This is a genomic window from Mycobacterium sp. (assembly GCF_039583785.1).
GTDB lineage: Bacteria > Actinomycetota > Actinomycetes > Mycobacteriales > Mycobacteriaceae > Mycobacterium.
This window is the reverse complement of the sequence record NZ_JAVKSG010000041.1, coordinates 17,751-35,130: the sequence shown is the minus strand read 5'-3', so window position 1 is coordinate 35,130 and position 17,380 is coordinate 17,751. Positions and strand designations below refer to the sequence as shown.

The window sequence follows — 17,380 nt, the reverse complement described above, 5'->3', positions numbered from 1 at the left end:
GCACTCCTCGAGGCGGGCGCAGCGTTGAGCGACGTGGTCCGCACCCGCGTCTACGTCACCGACATCGCGCGCTGGCGGGACGTCGCGGCCGTGCACGCCGAGGTGTTCGGCCAGATCCGCCCGGCGGCAACCATGGTCGAGGTAGCCGCGCTCATCGAGCCCGGGCTGCTGGTGGAGATCGAAGCCGACGCCTATTCGCCGAGCCTCGGGAACCCGCCGTCGGCGCTCGGGCGGTAGCTGGTGACATTGATCACAGCCTCAACGGGCAAGGGGCCGTACAGATGCGGGAACACCATCGACGCCGGATCCGTTGCTACCCCTAGTTCCCAACGAACGGGTGAGTCCAGACGGGTCGGGTCGATGTGCAGCAGGACAAGGTCTTCGCGACCGCGATACAGGCGGTTGGCGGGCAGGTGCACCTGCTGCGGCGTCGACAGATGGACGAAGCCAACGCTGGCGAAAGACTCGGGTCGCAACTCGCCGTCGCACTGGGCGGCCGACCAGTCGTCGGCGGAACACAGGTGTACCAGCTCGGCCGGCGGCTGACTCATACCGCCATCTTGCCCTGACGCTCCAAACAGCAGCGCGGGGTGAGAAACGACACAGCCGGTAAACCATCGGTGAAGAGGGCCAAAAACCCAGACATCTGAGACAGTGAATAAGGCAGAACGGAGTAGCCATGAATGCGACGTTGACCAGTCCAGAATTAACCCGGGCTGACCGGTGTGATCGGTGCAACGCTGCTGCACGCGTTCGCGCCAAGCTGCCCTCCGGAGCAGAACTGCTGTTCTGCCAGCACCACGCCAACGAGCACGAGGCCAAGCTGATCGAGCTGTCCGCCGTGCTGGAAATCAGCGGCGCCCCGATCGGGTTGTAGAGCCCACGACTCGCCACCAGCGGTCCTGGCGATAGTGGCGTTCGTCAGTAATCCTTAACTGGTCATGACTGACCACCCAGTGAAACCTTCGCGACATCACCTCTGGCGTATCACGCGTCGAGCATTGTCGAAAAGCTGGGACGACTCAATCTTTGCCGAGTCCGCGCAAGCGGCGTTCTGGTCGGCATTGTCGTTGCCGCCGCTGCTGCTGGGGATGCTGGGCAGTTTCGCCTACGTGGCGCCGCTGTTCGGCCCGGACACCATGGTCGTCATCGAGCACTACCTGGTGTCGATGTCGAACAAGATCTTCTCGCCGAGCGTGGTTCACGAGATCATCGAGCCGACCATCGCCGACATCGACCGAGGCGCTCGCGGTGAAGTGGTGTCGTTGGGCTTCTTGATCTCGCTGTGGGCGGGATCGTCGGCCATCTCGGCCTTCGTGGACTCGGTGGTCGAGGCGCACGACCAGACCCCACTGCGCCATCCAGTACGGCAGCGCCTCTACGCGCTGGCGCTGTATTTGGTGATGCTGCTGTTCGTGATCGTCATGGCGCCGCTGATGGTGCATGGCCCGCGTAAGCTGGCCGAGCTCATTCCCGCCAGCTTGCGGGACGTGCTGGCCTACGGCTACTACCCCGCACTGCTCGTCGGCCTGATCGCCACCGTGGTCATCCTGTATCGGGTCGCCCTGCCGGACCCGATCCCGTCACATCGCCTGGTTTTCGGCGCGACCCTGGCCAGCGTGACGTTCGTGATCGCCACCCTGGGGCTGCGCATCTACCTGCGCTACATCACCGGCACCGGCTACACCTACGGCGCGCTGGCCACCCCGATCGCATTTCTGCTGTTCGCGTTCTTTGCGGGTTTCTCCATCATGGTGGGCGCCGAGTTCAACGCCGCGATCCAGGAAGAATGGCCGGCCCCGCGGACGCACGCGCACCGGATGCGACGGTGGCTGGTCAAACGCGCCAAGGACGTGGTCGAGGACACCGGTGCCGCAACGGACGACGACGCACCCTCCGCGGCGGACGCCGACCGGGTCAGCTCTTCTTGAGCGTCTCGTAGATCCGCTTGCAGTCCGGGCACACCGGCGAGCCGGGCTTGGCGGACTTGGTCACCGGAAAGACCTCGCCGCACAGCGCCACAACGTGCGTGCCCATCACGGCGCTCTGCGCGATCTTGTCCTTTTTGACGTAGTGGAAGTACTTGGGGGTGTCGCTGTCGGTCCCGTCGTCGACGCGTTCGTCGGTGTCGGTGCGCTCGATCGTCTGGGTGTCCATGTCAGATATTGTGCCGGAACCGGGTACGCCACCGTAAGCCGAGTTGTGGAACAGTGGAGAGATGAGGCACAGCCAAGAGCTGGGTTTCGACGACGATGGCCGACCGATCCTCATCACCGCCGCCGCACCCGCATACGAAGTCCAGCACCGACAACGTGTCCGGAAATACCTGACAATCATGTCGTTCCGGATCCCGGCCCTGCTACTGGCCGCCGTCGCGTATGGCTTGTGGCACAACGGTCTTATCTCGCTGGCGATCATCGCCGCGTCCATCCCGCTGCCGTGGATTGCGGTACTCATCGCCAACGACCGCCCGCCACGCCGGGCCGACGAACCCCGCCGCTTCGAGGCGTCCGAACGACGGACGCCCCTGTTCCCTACTGCCGAGCGCCCGGCGCTGGAACGCCGCAGGCGGCCGGCCCCGCAACCGGAATGGCAGCACGAGCCGTCTGACGGTTCCGAATAACCCGATCCCGCAGCGGGTTCTCAGTACATTCTCAGGGCTGGCGGACATTCGCGCACGTCAGCGGGTGTGAGAACGCCATCCGGCGGGAACTACTACGCCGGGTCGGGCGTTGTACCCGATGACAGTTCACGCGTAGAGGAGGCCGCCATGGCAAATGGCAACACAGTCCGGTTCGATGGCGATCTGGACGCTCAAAGCCCAGCCGCGGACTTGGTGCGCGTGTACCTCAACGGGATCGGCAAGACGGCCTTGCTCAATGCGGCCGACGAGGTCGAACTCGCCAAGCGAATCGAAGCCGGCCTGTACGCCAAGCATCTGCTGGAAACGCGCAAGCGTCTCGGCGAGGCCCGTAAGCGCGACCTGGCTGCTGTGGTCCGCGACGGCGAGGCGGCGCGCAGCCATCTGCTGGAAGCCAACCTACGGTTGGTCGTGTCGCTGGCGAAGCGCTACACCGGCCGCGGGATGCCCCTGCTGGACCTCATCCAGGAAGGCAACCTCGGTCTGATCCGCGCGATGGAGAAGTTCGACTACGCAAAGGGATTCAAGTTCTCCACGTACGCGACGTGGTGGATTCGCCAGGCGATCACCCGCGGCATGGCCGACCAGAGCCGCACGATCCGGCTGCCGGTCCACTTGGTCGAGCAGGTGAACAAATTGGCTCGCATCAAGCGCGAGATGCACCAGAACCTCGGCCGCGAAGCGACTGACCAGGAGCTGGCCGAAGAGTCCGGCATTCCCGTGGAGAAGATCAACGACCTGCTCGAGCACAGCCGCGACCCGGTCAGCCTCGACATGCCGGTGGGCTCGGAAGAGGAAGCGCCGCTGGGCGATTTCATCGAAGACGCCGAGGCAATGTCTGCGGAGAACTCGGTGATCGCCGAACTGCTGCACACCGACATTCGCAGCGTGCTCGCCACGCTCGACGAGCGGGAGCATCAGGTGATCCGGCTACGCTTCGGACTCGACGACGGACAGCCCCGCACGCTCGACCAGATCGGCAAGCTGTTCGGGCTGTCCCGCGAACGGGTTCGTCAGATCGAGCGCGAGGTGATGACCAAGCTCCGCAACGGTGATCGGGCCGACCGGCTCCGCTCCTACGCCAGCTGACCGCCCCACCCTGATCGACGCGTATGCCCGCCGCACCTGCGGCGGGCATACTGCTGCGCTGGAGTATTAGCGAACCATTGACGCAGTCGGCCACGTAGACTCGGCCGCAATGGAAGGTGGGTGAATGAACGACCTGGTTGATACCACCGAGATGTACCTGCGGACCATCTACGACCTCGAGGAAGAGGGCGTTACTCCGTTGCGTGCACGGATCGCGGAACGACTCGACCAAAGTGGGCCCACGGTCAGCCAAACCGTTTCCCGGATGGAACGCGACGGCCTGTTGCACGTGGCCGGTGACCGCCATCTCGAGCTGACCGACAAGGGCCGCGCGTTGGCCGTTTCCGTGATGCGCAAGCACCGGATCGCCGAACGACTGCTGGTCGATGTCATCGGCCTGCCGTGGGAAGAAGTCCACGCCGAGGCGTGTCGCTGGGAGCACGTGATGAGCGACGACGTCGAGCGCCGCCTGATGAAAGTACTGAATAACCCGACCACGTCCCCGTTCGGCAACCCGATTCCAGGGCTTATCGACCTGGGCATCGGCGACAGCTTCGGCGCCGATCACGGCAACCTGGTGCGGTTGACGGAGGTGTCAACCGGCCCGCCTGTCGCGGTCGTGGTGCGCCAACTGACCGAGCACGTGCAGGGCGACATCGACCTGATCACCCGCCTCAAAGACGCCGGCGTGGTCCCCAACGCCCGCGTGACCGTCGAATCGAACCCGTCCGGCGGAGTGACCATCGTCATCCCGGGCCACGAGAACGTCGGCCTGCCGCATGAGATGGCCCACGCAGTCAAAGTCGAAAAGGTCTAACGCCCGGCGACGATGTAGTGCGGGCACCTCCCAGCCGCGAGCGCGATGAGGAGGAGCCGGGCCATCTACAAGGCTCCTGTCAGACCGCACGTCGTCTGAACGCCCGCCGCGGAGGTAGCCGCACGCCGAGTCGCTCGGCCAGTCGGTAGCCGGTGACCGCCAACTCGCGAATGTGCTCGGGCCGCAGACCCGACTGCAGCGCTGTGTCGAGCATGCCGGCCATCCGGTGCCCCGGCTCGCAGCGCAGGGCCGCTTCCAGCGACACCCCGGCCAGCGGTCCGTCGCCGCGGGCATAGGCGCTGAATGCGAGCAGCACCAGCGCCTCGGCCCGCCACGGCGTGGGCAATGTCCGTGCCAGCAGCGCCCACAACGACTCGGCTTCTCCGGCGCTGTGGCCGACTGCCAAGGCGTACAACGTGTCACGCACTTCGACGTCGGCCAGCGCACACGCCAGGGCAGCAATCTCGGCGTCGGCAAGCTGACGGCCGTCAGCGACTCCCGCGGCGGCCGCCATCGCGGCTTCGACGTCGCGACGGGCGCAGGCCATCGGGTCTGCGCGATGCGTCTTGTCGCGAAGCGCGGCCCACTCGGCGATCAGGCCGGTGAGCGACGCGCTGCGTGCCCGGTCGACCGCGATCACCGCCTGAAGGTCGGCTCGCCGCGCGTAGAGCCGACGCCCGTCCAGCACCGCCGCGGCCGCCAACGGTGACGCAGACGGGTCGTCGACGACGCCACCTGCGCCACAACCGTCCACGCAATGCCAACGTCCACCGACGGCCACCCGGTCGACGACGTGCACCGCCCACAGCACAATGTCGTGCCGGATGAGTTCGTCGGTCAACGACGAACACAGGTCGCGGTATTGGTCGTTACACATCGGGCAGCACGCCCCGTCGGCGTCGACGATGACCGCGATGGCGGCCTCGGGGCCGGCGGCCGCGGCGACGTCGGCGAGATGACCGACCTGTTCGGCGAACGCGTCGGACAGGTCGATGCGCATCACCGACCCGAGTTCGCCGTCGTCGATCGACAACAGCACCAACGATTTCTCCGGCACAAAGCCCAACACCGCTGGGAGCGCGGCGATCACCGCACCGGGCCGATTCAATTCAAAGTCACGTCGCTGCTTGGTCATGGCGACAACGCTGGCAACTATCACCGTCAGCGCGCGGGCGGCTCGGTCGGCGGGACGGCCTTACTGTGTATCAATCCACGACTGGGGACGGCTCACGTCGCAGCGACCGCATACCTCGCCTGCACGTAGCCGGACGGGCCGCGACCGACGGTTTGCCGCACGTGCACCAGCGGGTCAGCTATCCACTGCTCGGTGATCTGAGGGACACTATCTGACACGGTGCGGAAGACAGCACCGTGGCTAGGAGGCAACAGCCATGGGCTACACCGAGCCCCCCGACACCCCTGATCGGGACAAGCGCTACCAGGCCGAGCAGAACGGCATGTACGAGCTCGAATTCCCGGCGCCTCAACTGTCGCTGTCCGACGGGCGTGGCCCGGTCCTGGTGCACGCTCTGGAAGGGTTCTCCGATGCCGGTCACGCGATCAAGCTGGCCGCCGGTCACCTCAAAGACACCCTGGACACCGAATTGGTGGCGTCCTTCGCGATCGACGAGCTGCTCGACTACCGCTCACGGCGCCCGCTGATGACGTTCAAGGCCGATCACTTCACCCACTATGAAGAACCCGAGCTCAGCCTCTACGCCGTGCACGACAGCGTCGGAACGCCGTTTCTGTTGTTGACCGGTATGGAGCCGGATTTGAAGTGGGAGCGATTCATCACCGCCGTCCGGTTGTTGGCGGAACGCCTCGGGGTTCGGCAGACCATCGGATTGGGCACCATCCCGATGGCGGTTCCGCATACCCGCCCGATCACGCTGACCGCGCACGCCAACAACCGCGACTTGATCGCAGAATTCACACCGTGGATTTCGGAGGTGCAGGTTCCGGGCAGCGCGTCGAATCTGTTGGAGTACCGGATGGCCCAACACGGGCACGAGGTGGTCGGCTACACCGTGCATGTCCCGCACTACCTGGCGCAGACGGATTATCCGGCCGCCGCGCAGGCATTGCTGGAGCAGTTGGCCAAGACCGGCGCGCTGCAGCTGCCGCTTAAGGCGCTGACCGAGGCAGCCGCGGAGGTCAAGGTCAAGGTGGACGAGCAGGTCGAGGCCAGCTCGGATGTCGCTCAAGTGGTGGCGGCGCTGGAGCGCCAGTACGATGCCTTCATTGCTGCGCAGGAGAATCGGTCATTGCTGACACGCGATGAAGACCTGCCCAGCGGTGACGAACTCGGCGCGGAGTTCGAGCGGTTCCTGGCACAGCAAACCGACAAGAAGTTCGACGACGACGATCCGACCTGAGCGCCCTCCGGGCCACGACCGTAGACAGAGCAGTGCGATCCGGAGAAGCAGGAGGAGCGGCCCGTGTTTCCCAGCCCGACAGCGAAGTTGGCGACATGACGCAGGGCAAGCCCAAGCTCCGCTCGGTGCGCGAGGTCACGCCGCAGCTCCACTTCCAGACGGTGCACGGTTACCGGCGGGCGTTTCGCATCGCGGGCTCGGGCCCGGTGATCTTGCTGATCCACGGCATCGGCGACAATTCGACAACCTGGTCGATGGTTCAATCCACGCTCGCGCAACGGTTCACCGTCATCGCCGTTGACCTGCTGGGCCATGGCGAGTCGGACAAACCACGCGCTGACTACTCAATTGCGGCCTACGCCAACGGAATGCGCGACCTAATGTCCGTCCTGGACATCGAGCGGGCCACGGTCATCGGTCATTCGCTCGGCGGCGGCGTGGCGATGCAATTCGCCTACCAGTTCCCACATCTGGTCGAGCGATTGGTGCTGGTCGGCACCGGCGGGGTGACCAAGGACGTGAACATTCTGTTGCGGGTGGCCTCGTTGCCGATGGGCAGCGAGGCGCTGGCCCTGCTGCGACTTCCGCTGGTGCTACCCACCTTGCAGGTGCTGGGGCGAGCGGCGGGAATGGTGCTGGGATCCACCGCGATCGGCCACGACCTGCCCGACGTTCTGCGGATCTTGGAAGGCCTGCCGGAACCGATGGCCTCGGCGGCGTTCACCCGGAGCCTGCGCGCGGTGGTCGATTGGCGCGGCCAGAGCGTGACCATGCTCGATCGATGCTATTTGACACAATCCGTTCCGGTGCAGATCATTTGGGGCAACGATGATGTCGTCGTGCCGGTCAGCCACGCGCACATGGCCCACGCCGCGATGCCCGGCTCCCAATTGGAGGTTTTCGAACGCTCCGGGCACTTCCCGTTCCACGACGACCCTGACCGTTTCATCGAGGTCGTCGAACGCTTCATCGACACCACCGCGCCGGCCGACTACGACCAGACCGCGCTTCGCGAGCTGCTCCGGACCGGTGGTGGCGCACAGACCGTCTCCGGGCCCCACGACACCCGGGTCGCCGTGTTGGAGGCCATCGGAGCCGACGAACGCAGTGCCACCTGATCGCTGTGTCGCGGTGACGCCGTACAGTCGCCTTCATGAGCGCCGATGTCACGGTTTTGCGAGTATTCACCGATGCGAGAGGCAATTTCGGTAATCCACTCGGCGTGGTCGATGCCGCGACGGTCCAGCCGGATCAGCATCAGCGCATTGCCCGCCAACTAGGTTACAGCGAAACAATTTTCGTCAATCTCCCCGCCGCCGGCAGCACCACCGCGGAGGCGCGTATCTACACCCCGGCCACCGAGTTGGCGTTCGCCGGGCATCCGACGGTCGGAGCGTCCTGGTGGCTGCAATCGGTCGGTACGCCGATTCACACGCTGCAGGTGCCGGCCGGGTTGGTGCAGGTGAGCTACGACGACGACATCACCACGATCAGTGCCCGCTCGGACTGGTCGCCGGAGTTCGCCATTCACGATCTGCACAGCGTTGACGGGCTAGCCACCGCCGATCCGGCCGACTACTCCGACGACGTGGCGCACTACCTGTGGGCATGGGTCGACGAGACCGCGGGATCGCTGCGCGCGCGGATGTTCGCCCCAAATCTCGGTGTGGCAGAAGACGAAGCGACGGGTTCGGCCGCGGTCCGGATCACCGACTATCTCAGCCGCGACCTGCACATCACGCAGGGCCAAGGATCGATCATCGATACCACCTGGAGCCCACAGGGGTGGGTCCGGATTGGCGGTCGTGTCGTGAACGAGGGCGTGCGGCAGCTGCCCTAGCGCGGGATCGTGTCGCGCTGCGTCAGGCGCAACAGCAGCTGGCCCTTGAGTCCCGCGACGCGATGGACACTCGCCGCCATCACCTCCGGGGACGTCACCAGCGTGGCAAATGCCGCGGCCGAGGGATATTCGACAAGCACACAGGTGTCCCACATCTCACCCACCTCGCCGATCACCGCCGACGCGATATCACCGCCGAACAGCACTCGGCCACCGTTGTTCTGCACGATCGCCTGCATCGCGACGCCGTACAGGTCGTAGGCCTCTCGACCGCTCAAGTCGCCGGCTCGACCGTCCGCGTACTCCGCCTTTTCGCGGAATTTGAGCAAATTGAGCATCACCACGCGGTCCGCGGAGCCATCCGCGAGCAGCGCCTCGACACGGGAACGGGGCGGGTAGACGTGATTTTCGACATCCATGCTGGTTCCTCCTTAGGTGTCCTTCGGCGCGCAGGCGCGTCAAGGTTTGCGGTGCAGCACAGCGGACAGGTGATGTTGCAGCGGCTGTCCGACCGCCCCCATCTGCACAGAGTAGGTGAGCTCGTCGCCGTCCAGTCGGAAGCGGCGGGCCAGCGATGTCACTTCCTTGGCGGTCGGGGTCAGACCGACGTGGCTCGTCGTCATCGCCAACTCGACCGTGGTGCCTTCGGCGACGTAGCTGCCGACTTCGATCTCGGTGACGCCGCTCGGGTGCGCCAGCACGAGTTCGACTTCGTTGTGTCGGGGTACCCGCAGATAGCCCGTTTCCGCATGTAACGGTAGCCCGTCGAGCACGCTCTTGGTCGTTTGCCGGTAGATCAGAAACGGTTTGCCCACATGGGAAAACGTGACTTCTTCGAGGTAGTCGAACGGCTCGATGGTGGGATATTCGCCGGATCCGGGTCCCTGCCAGGTACCCAGCAGCGGCTCCAGTGCTTGCAGGTTGAGATGCAGGTCTGGTGGCATCCGGCCAGCCTAACGAAACTAGGCGGCGTGAATGTCCGGCGTGCGGACTTGTTCGGGTCGGAAGCCTCTGCCGACGATGATCGGCGGGATGAACTGCAGCGGCCCGCGTCCGACGATCTTCGGAACTCGGACTGGCGACAGGTCACCGGCCAGGTTGGGTTCGATCACGTGATTCTGCACGAACACTTGACCGGCCTGAATGATCCTGGCCGGAAGTTCACGCCGGCGCTGCACCTTGGCGAGATCTGTTTCGGTCAATCGGTTTTCGCGCAGTGGGCCACAGAGGATGTTGGCCGCGCCCACCGCATCCGCGACAGCGAGGTTGATGCCGACGCCACCGACCGGCGACATCGCATGCGCGGCGTCTCCGATGCACAGCAGGCCCTTGCGCCACCAGGTTTTCAGCCGATCCACGCGCACGTCGAGTTGACTGGTCTCGTCCCAGGAGTGCAAGTCGTCGACGTGCTGCGCCAAACTGGGTCGCACGGAAACCAGTCGCTCCTTGAACGCCTTCAGCGACCCGTCGCGCGGGTTTTCGCCCTTGGACATGACATACGCAATTTGCCAGTAGTCGCCCCGGTAGATCATCGCCATCATCAGACCCTTGCGGACCACCCCGACAAGCTCTCGAGGGTCACCGGGGCGCCACTTCAACCGGAACCACAGCACGTCTATAGGCGAACTCGAGCTTCCGACGGGTAACCCAGCCGCGGCGCGCACCGCGGATTTGCGTCCGTCGGCGCCGATCACCAGAGCGGAGTACACGTCCAGGTCCGGGGTGCGCACGCCGACCACACGATCCCCATCGAAGATCAGGTCGGTCACCTCCGCGTTGCGGATCAGCGTGAATTCCGGTCGGGCGCTGGCTTTTTCGGCGAGGAAGTCAAGAAAATCCCACTGCGGCATCAGCGCGATGTAGGGCTGCTTGAAGCCGAGCCGCGAGAGTGCGCTGAAGTTGCCGAAAGTTCGCAGTGTCCCGTCGGTGTCGACAGCCAGCCGAGTGACCTTGGTGTGTGGGAGCCGCAAAAACTCGTCGATCAGCCCCAACTCGTCCATGATGCGCAACGTGCTCGGATGGACGGTGTCGCCGCGGAAGTCGCGCAGGAAGTCATTGTGCTTCTCCAAGACCGTCACTTCGATGCCGGCGCGGGCCAGCAGCAGGGCGTGCACCATGCCCGCGGGGCCGCCGCCGGCAACGCACACCTGGGTTCGCACAACGTGCGGCATGGTCCGACCCTACGATGTCGGTCAACCGGACGCGGGTACCTTTCGGTGGGTACGCAGGGCTTTGATCTCGCGCTCGAAATCTTCTGCGGACTCGAAAGACCGGTACACCGAAGCGAATCGCAGATAAGCCACTTCGTCTAACTCGCGTAGCGGCCCGAGGATCGCAAGGCCGACTTCATTACTGGGAATTTCCGGCGAGCCGGCGGCCCGCACAGCGTCTTCAACCTGCTGCGCCAACAGGTTCAGTGCATCGTCGTCAACCTGCCGGCCCTGACATGCGCGGCGCACCCCGCGCATCACCTTCTCCCGGCTGAACGGCTCGGTCACGCCGCTGCGCTTGACGACTGCCAGCACCGCGGTTTCCACCGTCGTGAATCGCCGACCACACTCTGGGCAAGAACGGCGTCGTCGGATCGCCTGTCCCTCGTCGGTTTCGCGAGAGTCAACGACTCGCGAATCCGGATGTCGACAGAACGGACAATGCATGGCCGCTCCTTCGTCGCGCGGACTTCGGGGTGTCCCGAACGAGCACGAGCCTACCTGCGCCCCGTGGAGCGGGCCCAGTATCACCGGGTTTCGCGGCTGGTAAACGGCTCAGCCCACCGGCGCGATCAGCGTCTGGCCGGCCGTCACCACCGACGACTTGAGCTCGTTGAGTTCGCGAATGCGCGCGGCGACATCACTGACCGGCGCATCCGGCGCCACCCGGGCGGCCAGACGCTGCAGCGTATCGCCCGGTTCGACGCGGACCACGGCGAGTCGGTCGGGCATCGGCACAGCGGCCTTCTGCGGTCCGCCGTGCAGCATCCCGCCCAAGTGGGCCACGAATCCCAGCCACACCGTGATCCCTGCGGCGACCATGGCGAGCGCCACCGTGGTCGCCGGGGTGATGGGCCGCGGCCGGTGCGACGCACTCGACATCAAGACACCGGTGCCGCGGTAACGCGGCGGCGCCGCGGTCGGCCTGGATGGCCGCGGACCTCTGGAGTCCGGGCGACTACCGCGGCCGGCCGGACGTACCTGGACCGGGCGAACCTGGGTCCGCGCGGTCGGCGAGCTGGTCTCGATGTGCATCATGTTCGTTCCTCCAGTCGGCTTGCGGTCGATCACGTGTTCGAAGTGTAGTCGATAGTATGTTCGAAAACCGAACATGTGATCGAAGTGTTGCGCACGCCGATCACGATAAAGCGGGCCACCGACATCTCCCGCGCCGCGCACACCAAAAACGTGACAGACCTCGAACACATGTTTGATTTCCAGGCGAAATGCCGCTACATTCGTTCATATGAGCGATAGCGATACTTCCAACGCCGACTCAGAACGTGGCCCTCGAGCAGTGGATTCGGGGCTGACGCCGCGTCAAAGCACAATCCTGGACGTCATCCGGGCGTCGGTGACCAGCCGTGGATATCCCCCGAGCATTCGGGAAATCGGCGACGCCGTCGGGCTGACGTCGACATCTTCAGTGGCTCACCAGTTGCGCACGCTGGAGAAGAAGGGCTATCTGCGCCGCGACCCGAACCGCCCGCGCGCGGTCGATGTGCGCTCGGCCGACGAAGTTTCGAAGCAGTCGGTGATCACCGATGTCGCTGGCTCGGACGCGTTACCGGAACCGACGTTCGTCCCGGTCCTGGGGCGCATCGCCGCCGGCGGTCCGATTTTGGCCGAGGAAGCGGTCGAAGACGTCTTCCCCCTGCCCCGCGAACTCGTCGGGGACGGCGAGCTGTTCCTGCTGAAGGTAGTCGGCGAATCGATGGTCGATGCCGCCATCTGTGACGGCGACTGGGTGGTGGTCCGTCAGCAGAATGTCGCCGACAACGGCGACATCGTCGCGGCGATGATCGACGGAGAAGCCACCGTCAAGACCTTCAAGCGCACCGGCGGCCAGGTTTGGCTGATGCCGCACAACCCGGCCTTCGATCCCATCCCCGGCAACGACGCCACAGTGCTCGGCAAGGTCGTCACGGTGCTCCGCAAGATCTGACGTCGCGGTGGGCTAGCCGGCCTTGTGGAATCCGTTTGCCTGCGCCATTGCCTCGGTGGCGAACCAGATTTCGGCCAGAGTGTCTTCGTACAGTCCATTGTCGGGCAGGTAATAGAGACCGGAGCTGGCGTTGGCCTTGACGGGATAGCCGTCTGGCACCTGGTATGGGTCGTCCATCGGAAGATGAATTGCCAACTGCCCGGGCGCAATTCGCGCTACCAGCATGGCTGCGGTCGCTTGAGAGTCATCGCCGTGGGCGTCCGCCGCCGCATGCCGTCCGGCACGGGTTTCGCCCGCAACCGGAATCCCTGTCGGATCCGTTTCGACGTTGTCGGAGTCCTCGTCGGCGCCGTGGTCGTAGTCGTAGTCACCGAAGTCGGAAATCTCTTCGTGTCTGTCGGTTTCGTCCTCGAGTAGTTCGTCGACCAAACTCTTGTGATCCGGCGCCATCCACCCGCTGCCGGGCTGGCTGGGCAGGCGCACGGTCCGTGGACGCGACGGCCGGTAGTCCTCGGCCGAGTTAGACGACGCCAGGTCGGAATCCGCATCCGCCGACCGCTGCGCAACCGCTTCCGTGGCGGCCTCGTCATCGGAGTCGTCGGAGTGGCCGACACCGCCGGCTTTACCGTCGCGTTGGGCGGCGCGACGACGACCCAGCCACCGGGTCAGGAGTGCCAGAAGGACGATCAGCAAAAGCGCGCCGACACCGGCCAGCAGCCACCACCAGTGCCCGGCCGGCCAACTCGTCGCGGTATCGGGCGACGCCGAACTTGCCGGGGTTTTTTGGCCTGGTATCTCGAGACCGGACAGCGCCGATGCCAAGTTGGCCGGCTGCGTGGTGAAGGTGTTCTTCGTCTTGTTCCACGCGATCTGACCGCCGGTGAAGTTCTGCGTCACGACGTCCTTGGCGATCGTCTGATCGGCAACGGGCGCGCCCAGGTTGCCGGTCGCGCCCAGAAGTTTGTCCCACGCGGCTTTGAGCGCCCCGCGCACCACGTGCGCGCCGTGACCGGGCGTCCAGAAGATCACCGGCTTGTCATTGGCAGAGAACGCGCTGACCCTGCTGGCGGTTTTCAGACCACCGTCGGCTTCGTTGGAGATCGGGAAGCCGAGGCCGCTTCCGACCGGCCCGCCGAGCGCCTCGTACTTGGTCAGGATGTCCCTCTCGACGGCATTGGCACCGGTGGCGGGGCTGAAGAAGATCGTCCCGCCGGCAAAGTTCTGGGCCAGCCCGTCGCCGCCGATCGGATACTGGTCGCCTTGTTTGGCGCCCAGCGGTCCGGCGGCCCCGCCGGCGGCCCGCCAGGCCATATTGATATCTGCGGTCGGGTCGACAGGCACCTGCAGCCCGACCAGCTGACCGGCCAGGTTAGGCGGGACGGTGCTGAAAGCTTTGGTCAGCCTGTTAAAGGACACCCTGCCGCCGCTGAATGCCTGGGTGGCGAGCTCGCCGTCGTAGGTCTCATCCCCGATCGGGACACCCAGGGCACCGCCGGAACTTCCTAGTTTGTCCCACGCGGCGTTGATCGCGCCGCGCACGACGAAGGCGCCGTGGTCGGCGGTCCAGTAGATCAGCGGCTTGTCGCTGGCCGAGAAGGTACTGACCCGGCTGTCGGGGCCGGCCAGTCCGCGCACCTCGTTGGCGGTCGGAAAGCCCAGGTCGGAGGCTGCTGGGCCGCCCACTGCCTCATACTTGTCGAGGACGGCACCCATCATCGACCTGGGACCCGTCGCCGGTGTGAAGAACATCTTGCCGTGCACGAAGTCCTGGGCAAACCCCTGGCCGGCGACGTAGCAGTCACCCTGCTTGGCACCCAAGTCCGACGTGTCGCCGCCGGCTTCTTTCCAGGCGGCGGTAATCGCGTTGTCGGCATCGCCGATGGGGGAAGCGTTCGCGGCGGGCGTCTGCAGCGCGATGAATGTGAATCCCGCCGTGAGCGCCACCAGGCCACGCGCTGAACGCGCAAGGATGCTTGATCGTCTTCGCTGCCTTGTCATCCCGCCCTCCCGCGGCCGCCCAGTCCGTGTTCTGGGCCCAGTGTCAACTGCCCCTGCGGGCCGCCACAACTCTGCTGCGGGCGACGACGGGTGGGAAGTCATATGGAGACCCTACGGAATGGTCGTTTCATTGATGCCGAATTGCCCTCCGCAGGGTCGGTTTGTGTCGCTTTCTGCTCGTTCGCAGTTTAGATTACGGCCGTTACCTGAAATGTGAGTGTTTGTATGACTGGGCATTTCGGGCAGGCCGTCCTTTCGGACGGGCACTCCGTTCAGAAACGGTTCCGGTTTCACAGCCACCTCGGGCACGCCGCAGCGACGTTGGCCGCCGAATCGACGCTGCGAAGGGGTTCGCGATCCTCTGACCAGCCGCTAAGCGACCGACGCCGGGTTGCTGCGCGGACGACCAGGCCAGCCGAATCCGCGGCCGCTTTCGAAAGCCGCTGCAAACGGTCGACATATCAACGGCAGTGCGTCGGGTCTTCGATACCGACGAATGAACCACTTCGTGTCTACGGAAATCCAACGGCTAGAGGCGAGGCTGGACCTGACGGCCCTCGGCTAGACGCCGAGGCTACGACCGATTATTTCCTTCATGATCTCGGTGGTGCCACCGTAGATGGTCTGCACCCGAGCATCGAGGTACGCACGCGCGACTGGATATTCGCGCATGAAGCCGTAGCCACCGTGCAGTTGCAAGCAGCGGTCGATCAGGTACACCTGCTTCTCGGTGGCGTACCACTTGGCCATCGCAGCCTGTTCGACGGTGAGCTTTTCCTCGAGGTGCAGGGCGACGAACTCGTCAACCATGATCCGCACCACGGTGGCCTCGGTAGCCAATTCGGCGAGCAGGAACCGGCTGTTCTGGAAACTGCCTATGGGCTTGCCAAAGGCCTTGCGCTCCTTGGTGTATTGCAGCGTCTGCTCCAACACCTGCTCCATGGCAGCGGCGGCCATGATGGCGATCGAAATCCGCTCTTGCGGAAGGTTTTGCATCAGGTAGACGAAGCCCAGGCCCTCTTCGCCCAGCAGGTTTTCAGCGGGCACCTCGACGTCGGTGAAGGACAGCTCGGCGGTGTCCTGAGCGTCCAGGCCGACCTTGTCCAGGTGCCGGCCGCGTTCGAACCCCTCCATGCCGCGCTCGACCGCCAGCAGCGAAAAGCCTTGTGCGCCTTTATCAGGATCGGTCTGGGCCACAACGATCACCAGGTCGGCATTGATTCCGTTGGTGATGAAGGTTTTTGACCCGTTGAGGACATAGTGGTCGCCTTTTTTGACGGCGCGGGTCTTGATGCCCTGCAAGTCACTGCCGGTGCCCGGTTCGGTCATCGCGATCGCGGTGATCAGCTCGCCGGTGCAGAACTTCGGCAACCAACGCTGTTTCTGCGCCTCGGTGGTAAGGCTCAGCAGGTAGGGCGCCACGATGTCGTTGTGCAGACCCCAGCCGATGCCGCTGTAGCGGCCGTAGGTGGTCTCCTCAGTGATGATGGTGTTGTAGCGGAAATCGGAGTTGCCGCCGCCGCCGTACTCCTCGGGAATCGACATTCCCAAAAAACCCTGCTTACCGGCCTCCAGCCACACCCCGCGGTCGACGATCTTCGCCTTCTCCCACTCGTCGTGGTACGGCGCGACGTGGCGTTCCAGGAATGACCGGTAGGACTCGCGGAACAGATCGTGCTCGGGTTCGAACAATGTGCGCTGATACTTGACGGCGCTACCCATGGATGACCTCCGGCGCGGTGGGGACTGTGCCACCCAAGATATACCCACTACCAACCGGATGGTTGGGCGGCCCGCGGCGCCCGCGGTCCTACAGTCAGCCACATGGAAGAGACTCTGCTGGTGACCGAACGCGGGCAGTTGCTCGAGTTCTCCTACACCGACATGCTGTGCTACGCCGGGCCGTGCTCGCCGGCCGGTGTGGCGAACGCGTTCAAGGTCATGCAACGGGCATTCGCGGCGTTGTCGCCCAACCAACCTCCGCAGCGGCGATCGATCGTCATCCGCACCGCATTTGCAGGGCCCGGGGCGCGCGACGGCTTTGAAGCCGTCACCCGGGCTTTCACCGACGGCCGCTACACCGTCGACCCGGCGCTGGCGCGACCCGACCGCGGCCGGCTGCTGCAAAGCTTCGTCTTTCACCTCTCCCTCGCCGGACGCGCGGTGACGCTGCTACTGCGTAAGGGCTTCGTCACTGCCGAATTCATCGATCTCGCCAGCCGATCCGACCGCACCCACGCCGAAGAGGCGAGCCTGGACCGGCTCAAGGCAGAGCTGGCCCAGCGGGTGCTGGCCACCCCCGCCGAAGACGTCTACCAGATCGCGGAGTGAGCTCATGCGTGAGATTGTGCGATGAGTGGTTGCTGGTCGGCCCTCAGAACAGGTTGGTGAAGTCGATCCACGGGGTGCCGCCGTCGCCGCCGAAGTTCATGCCGCCACCATCGCTGCCGACGCCGACGCCG

General features: G+C 65.0%; 21 protein-coding genes. 11 read left to right on the top strand and 10 right to left on the bottom strand.

Going from position 1 to position 17,380, the window contains the following annotated elements; all coding sequences use genetic code 11:
• Nucleotides 1-237: Rid family hydrolase (locus ABDV69_RS13550; RefSeq protein WP_343575143.1), on the top strand; the 237-nt coding region annotated here is incomplete at its 5' end.
• Here the strand turns inward: ABDV69_RS13550 and ABDV69_RS13545 are convergent.
• Nucleotides 192-551: a DUF952 domain-containing protein gene (locus ABDV69_RS13545; RefSeq protein ID WP_343575141.1), complete on the bottom strand. Its 360-nt coding sequence runs from the start codon at nt 549-551 to the stop codon at nt 192-194. The genes ABDV69_RS13550 and ABDV69_RS13545 overlap by 46 nt on opposite strands.
• A gap of 128 nt (nt 552-679) precedes the next feature.
• Between ABDV69_RS13545 and ABDV69_RS13540 the strand changes: the two genes are divergently transcribed.
• Nucleotides 680-877: a hypothetical protein gene (locus ABDV69_RS13540; protein ID WP_343575139.1), complete on the top strand. Its 198-nt coding sequence runs from the start codon at nt 680-682 to the stop codon at nt 875-877.
• Between the two features lie 64 nt (nt 878-941).
• Entirely contained in the window at nt 942-1,931 is a 990-nt protein-coding gene (locus tag ABDV69_RS13535; RefSeq protein WP_343575136.1) for a YihY/virulence factor BrkB family protein, read from the top strand.
• Here ABDV69_RS13535 and ABDV69_RS13530 read toward each other — a convergent pair.
• Entirely contained in the window at nt 1,918-2,157 is a 240-nt protein-coding gene (locus tag ABDV69_RS13530) for a DUF3039 domain-containing protein (RefSeq protein WP_343575135.1), read from the bottom strand. The two genes, ABDV69_RS13535 and ABDV69_RS13530, sit on opposite strands and share 14 nt — an antisense overlap.
• A 61-nt stretch (nt 2,158-2,218) precedes the next feature.
• On the opposite strand from ABDV69_RS13530, the gene ABDV69_RS13525 reads away from it, so the two are divergent.
• The 3 genes from ABDV69_RS13525 to ABDV69_RS13515 all read left to right on the top strand — a co-directional run bounded on the left by ABDV69_RS13525 (nt 2,219) and on the right by ABDV69_RS13515 (nt 4,547).
• Entirely contained in the window at nt 2,219-2,623 is a 405-nt protein-coding gene (locus ABDV69_RS13525) for a DUF3099 domain-containing protein (protein ID WP_343575132.1), read from the top strand.
• 147 nt (nt 2,624-2,770) lie between these two features.
• On the top strand, nt 2,771-3,730 hold the full coding sequence (sigB, locus tag ABDV69_RS13520) for a sigma-70 family RNA polymerase sigma factor SigB (protein WP_343575129.1): 960 nt from the start codon (nt 2,771-2,773) through the stop codon (nt 3,728-3,730).
• Nucleotides 3,731-3,854: 124 nt separating this feature from the next.
• A complete protein-coding gene (locus tag ABDV69_RS13515; RefSeq protein WP_343575128.1) occupies nt 3,855-4,547 on the top strand; it encodes a metal-dependent transcriptional regulator in 693 nt (230 codons plus the stop codon).
• Nucleotides 4,548-4,626: 79 nt separating this feature from the next.
• On the opposite strand, the gene ABDV69_RS13510 is transcribed toward ABDV69_RS13515, so the two are convergent.
• Nucleotides 4,627-5,682 carry a DUF4192 domain-containing protein gene (locus ABDV69_RS13510; RefSeq protein WP_343575126.1) on the bottom strand — a complete coding sequence of 352 codons (1,056 nt, stop codon included), beginning with the start codon at nt 5,680-5,682 and terminating at the stop codon, nt 4,627-4,629.
• Nucleotides 5,683-6,004: 322 nt separating this feature from the next.
• On the opposite strand from ABDV69_RS13510, the gene ABDV69_RS13505 reads away from it, so the two are divergent.
• From ABDV69_RS13505 to ABDV69_RS13495, 3 genes are all read left to right on the top strand, one after another.
• Nucleotides 6,005-6,925: a PAC2 family protein gene (locus tag ABDV69_RS13505; RefSeq protein ID WP_343575152.1), complete on the top strand. Its 921-nt coding sequence runs from the start codon at nt 6,005-6,007 to the stop codon at nt 6,923-6,925.
• Between the two features lie 95 nt (nt 6,926-7,020).
• Entirely contained in the window at nt 7,021-8,043 is a 1,023-nt protein-coding gene (locus ABDV69_RS13500) for an alpha/beta hydrolase (protein WP_343575124.1), read from the top strand.
• Between the two features lie 35 nt (nt 8,044-8,078).
• Nucleotides 8,079-8,765 (top strand): PhzF family phenazine biosynthesis protein, encoded by a 687-nt coding sequence (locus ABDV69_RS13495; RefSeq protein ID WP_343575120.1) that lies wholly within the window; start codon nt 8,079-8,081, stop codon nt 8,763-8,765.
• Here the strand turns inward: ABDV69_RS13495 and ABDV69_RS13490 are convergent.
• The 5 genes from ABDV69_RS13490 to ABDV69_RS13470 all read right to left on the bottom strand — a co-directional run bounded on the left by ABDV69_RS13490 (nt 8,762) and on the right by ABDV69_RS13470 (nt 12,013).
• Nucleotides 8,762-9,184 carry a DUF1330 domain-containing protein gene (locus ABDV69_RS13490; RefSeq protein WP_343575118.1) on the bottom strand — a complete coding sequence of 141 codons (423 nt, stop codon included), beginning with the start codon at nt 9,182-9,184 and terminating at the stop codon, nt 8,762-8,764. The genes ABDV69_RS13495 and ABDV69_RS13490 overlap by 4 nt on opposite strands.
• Nucleotides 9,185-9,223: 39 nt before the next feature.
• Entirely contained in the window at nt 9,224-9,709 is a 486-nt protein-coding gene (locus ABDV69_RS13485) for a peroxynitrite isomerase (RefSeq protein WP_343575115.1), read from the bottom strand.
• Nucleotides 9,710-9,727: 18 nt separating this feature from the next.
• Nucleotides 9,728-10,936 carry an FAD-dependent oxidoreductase gene (locus tag ABDV69_RS13480; RefSeq protein WP_343575113.1) on the bottom strand — a complete coding sequence of 403 codons (1,209 nt, stop codon included), beginning with the start codon at nt 10,934-10,936 and terminating at the stop codon, nt 9,728-9,730.
• Between the two features lie 21 nt (nt 10,937-10,957).
• Nucleotides 10,958-11,422, bottom strand: coding sequence for a transcriptional regulator NrdR (gene nrdR, locus ABDV69_RS13475; RefSeq protein ID WP_343575112.1), 465 nt, complete (start codon nt 11,420-11,422; stop codon nt 10,958-10,960).
• A 108-nt stretch (nt 11,423-11,530) separates the two neighbouring features.
• The gene (locus ABDV69_RS13470; protein ID WP_343575150.1) at nt 11,531-12,013 is read right to left on the bottom strand and encodes a LysM peptidoglycan-binding domain-containing protein; all 483 of its coding nucleotides are present in this window, start codon (nt 12,011-12,013) and stop codon (nt 11,531-11,533) included.
• Nucleotides 12,014-12,221: 208 nt separating this feature from the next.
• On the opposite strand from ABDV69_RS13470, the gene lexA reads away from it, so the two are divergent.
• Entirely contained in the window at nt 12,222-12,920 is a 699-nt protein-coding gene (gene lexA, locus ABDV69_RS13465) for a transcriptional repressor LexA (RefSeq protein ID WP_343575111.1), read from the top strand.
• 12 nt (nt 12,921-12,932) lie between these two features.
• Here the strand turns inward: lexA and ABDV69_RS13460 are convergent, their stop codons facing one another.
• Both ABDV69_RS13460 and ABDV69_RS13455 read right to left on the bottom strand, forming a co-directional pair.
• Nucleotides 12,933-14,864: a hypothetical protein gene (locus ABDV69_RS13460; RefSeq protein WP_343575108.1), complete on the bottom strand. Its 1,932-nt coding sequence runs from the start codon at nt 14,862-14,864 to the stop codon at nt 12,933-12,935.
• Between the two features lie 615 nt (nt 14,865-15,479).
• Nucleotides 15,480-16,640 carry an acyl-CoA dehydrogenase family protein gene (locus ABDV69_RS13455; protein WP_343575106.1) on the bottom strand — a complete coding sequence of 387 codons (1,161 nt, stop codon included), beginning with the start codon at nt 16,638-16,640 and terminating at the stop codon, nt 15,480-15,482.
• Between the two features lie 102 nt (nt 16,641-16,742).
• On the opposite strand from ABDV69_RS13455, the gene ABDV69_RS13450 reads away from it, so the two are divergent.
• Nucleotides 16,743-17,249 carry a hypothetical protein gene (locus tag ABDV69_RS13450; protein ID WP_343575104.1) on the top strand — a complete coding sequence of 169 codons (507 nt, stop codon included), beginning with the start codon at nt 16,743-16,745 and terminating at the stop codon, nt 17,247-17,249.
• Nucleotides 17,250-17,380: the final 131 nt, after the last annotated feature.

What these genes read in the sequence shown, in the direction of transcription:
- ABDV69_RS13545 (WP_343575141.1), bottom strand. Translation starts at nt 551, where the DNA reads ATGAGTCAGCCGCCGGCCGAGCTGGTACACCTGTGTTCCGCCGACGAC.
- ABDV69_RS13540 (WP_343575139.1), top strand. Translation starts at nt 680, where the DNA reads ATGAATGCGACGTTGACCAGTCCAGAATTAACCCGGGCTGACCGGTGT.
- ABDV69_RS13535 (WP_343575136.1), top strand. Translation starts at nt 942, where the DNA reads ATGACTGACCACCCAGTGAAACCTTCGCGACATCACCTCTGGCGTATC.
- ABDV69_RS13530 (WP_343575135.1), bottom strand. Translation starts at nt 2,157, where the DNA reads ATGGACACCCAGACGATCGAGCGCACCGACACCGACGAACGCGTCGAC.
- ABDV69_RS13525 (WP_343575132.1), top strand. Translation starts at nt 2,219, where the DNA reads ATGAGGCACAGCCAAGAGCTGGGTTTCGACGACGATGGCCGACCGATC.
- sigB (WP_343575129.1), top strand. Translation starts at nt 2,771, where the DNA reads ATGGCAAATGGCAACACAGTCCGGTTCGATGGCGATCTGGACGCTCAA.
- ABDV69_RS13515 (WP_343575128.1), top strand. Translation starts at nt 3,855, where the DNA reads ATGAACGACCTGGTTGATACCACCGAGATGTACCTGCGGACCATCTAC.
- ABDV69_RS13510 (WP_343575126.1), bottom strand. Translation starts at nt 5,682, where the DNA reads ATGACCAAGCAGCGACGTGACTTTGAATTGAATCGGCCCGGTGCGGTG.
- ABDV69_RS13505 (WP_343575152.1), top strand. Translation starts at nt 6,005, where the DNA reads ATGTACGAGCTCGAATTCCCGGCGCCTCAACTGTCGCTGTCCGACGGG.
- ABDV69_RS13500 (WP_343575124.1), top strand. Translation starts at nt 7,021, where the DNA reads ATGACGCAGGGCAAGCCCAAGCTCCGCTCGGTGCGCGAGGTCACGCCG.
- ABDV69_RS13495 (WP_343575120.1), top strand. Translation starts at nt 8,079, where the DNA reads ATGAGCGCCGATGTCACGGTTTTGCGAGTATTCACCGATGCGAGAGGC.
- ABDV69_RS13490 (WP_343575118.1), bottom strand. Translation starts at nt 9,184, where the DNA reads ATGGATGTCGAAAATCACGTCTACCCGCCCCGTTCCCGTGTCGAGGCG.
- ABDV69_RS13485 (WP_343575115.1), bottom strand. Translation starts at nt 9,709, where the DNA reads ATGCCACCAGACCTGCATCTCAACCTGCAAGCACTGGAGCCGCTGCTG.
- ABDV69_RS13480 (WP_343575113.1), bottom strand. Translation starts at nt 10,936, where the DNA reads ATGCCGCACGTTGTGCGAACCCAGGTGTGCGTTGCCGGCGGCGGCCCC.
- nrdR (WP_343575112.1), bottom strand. Translation starts at nt 11,422, where the DNA reads ATGCATTGTCCGTTCTGTCGACATCCGGATTCGCGAGTCGTTGACTCT.
- ABDV69_RS13470 (WP_343575150.1), bottom strand. Translation starts at nt 12,013, where the DNA reads ATGATGCACATCGAGACCAGCTCGCCGACCGCGCGGACCCAGGTTCGC.
- lexA (WP_343575111.1), top strand. Translation starts at nt 12,222, where the DNA reads ATGAGCGATAGCGATACTTCCAACGCCGACTCAGAACGTGGCCCTCGA.
- ABDV69_RS13455 (WP_343575106.1), bottom strand. Translation starts at nt 16,640, where the DNA reads ATGGGTAGCGCCGTCAAGTATCAGCGCACATTGTTCGAACCCGAGCAC.
- ABDV69_RS13450 (WP_343575104.1), top strand. Translation starts at nt 16,743, where the DNA reads ATGGAAGAGACTCTGCTGGTGACCGAACGCGGGCAGTTGCTCGAGTTC.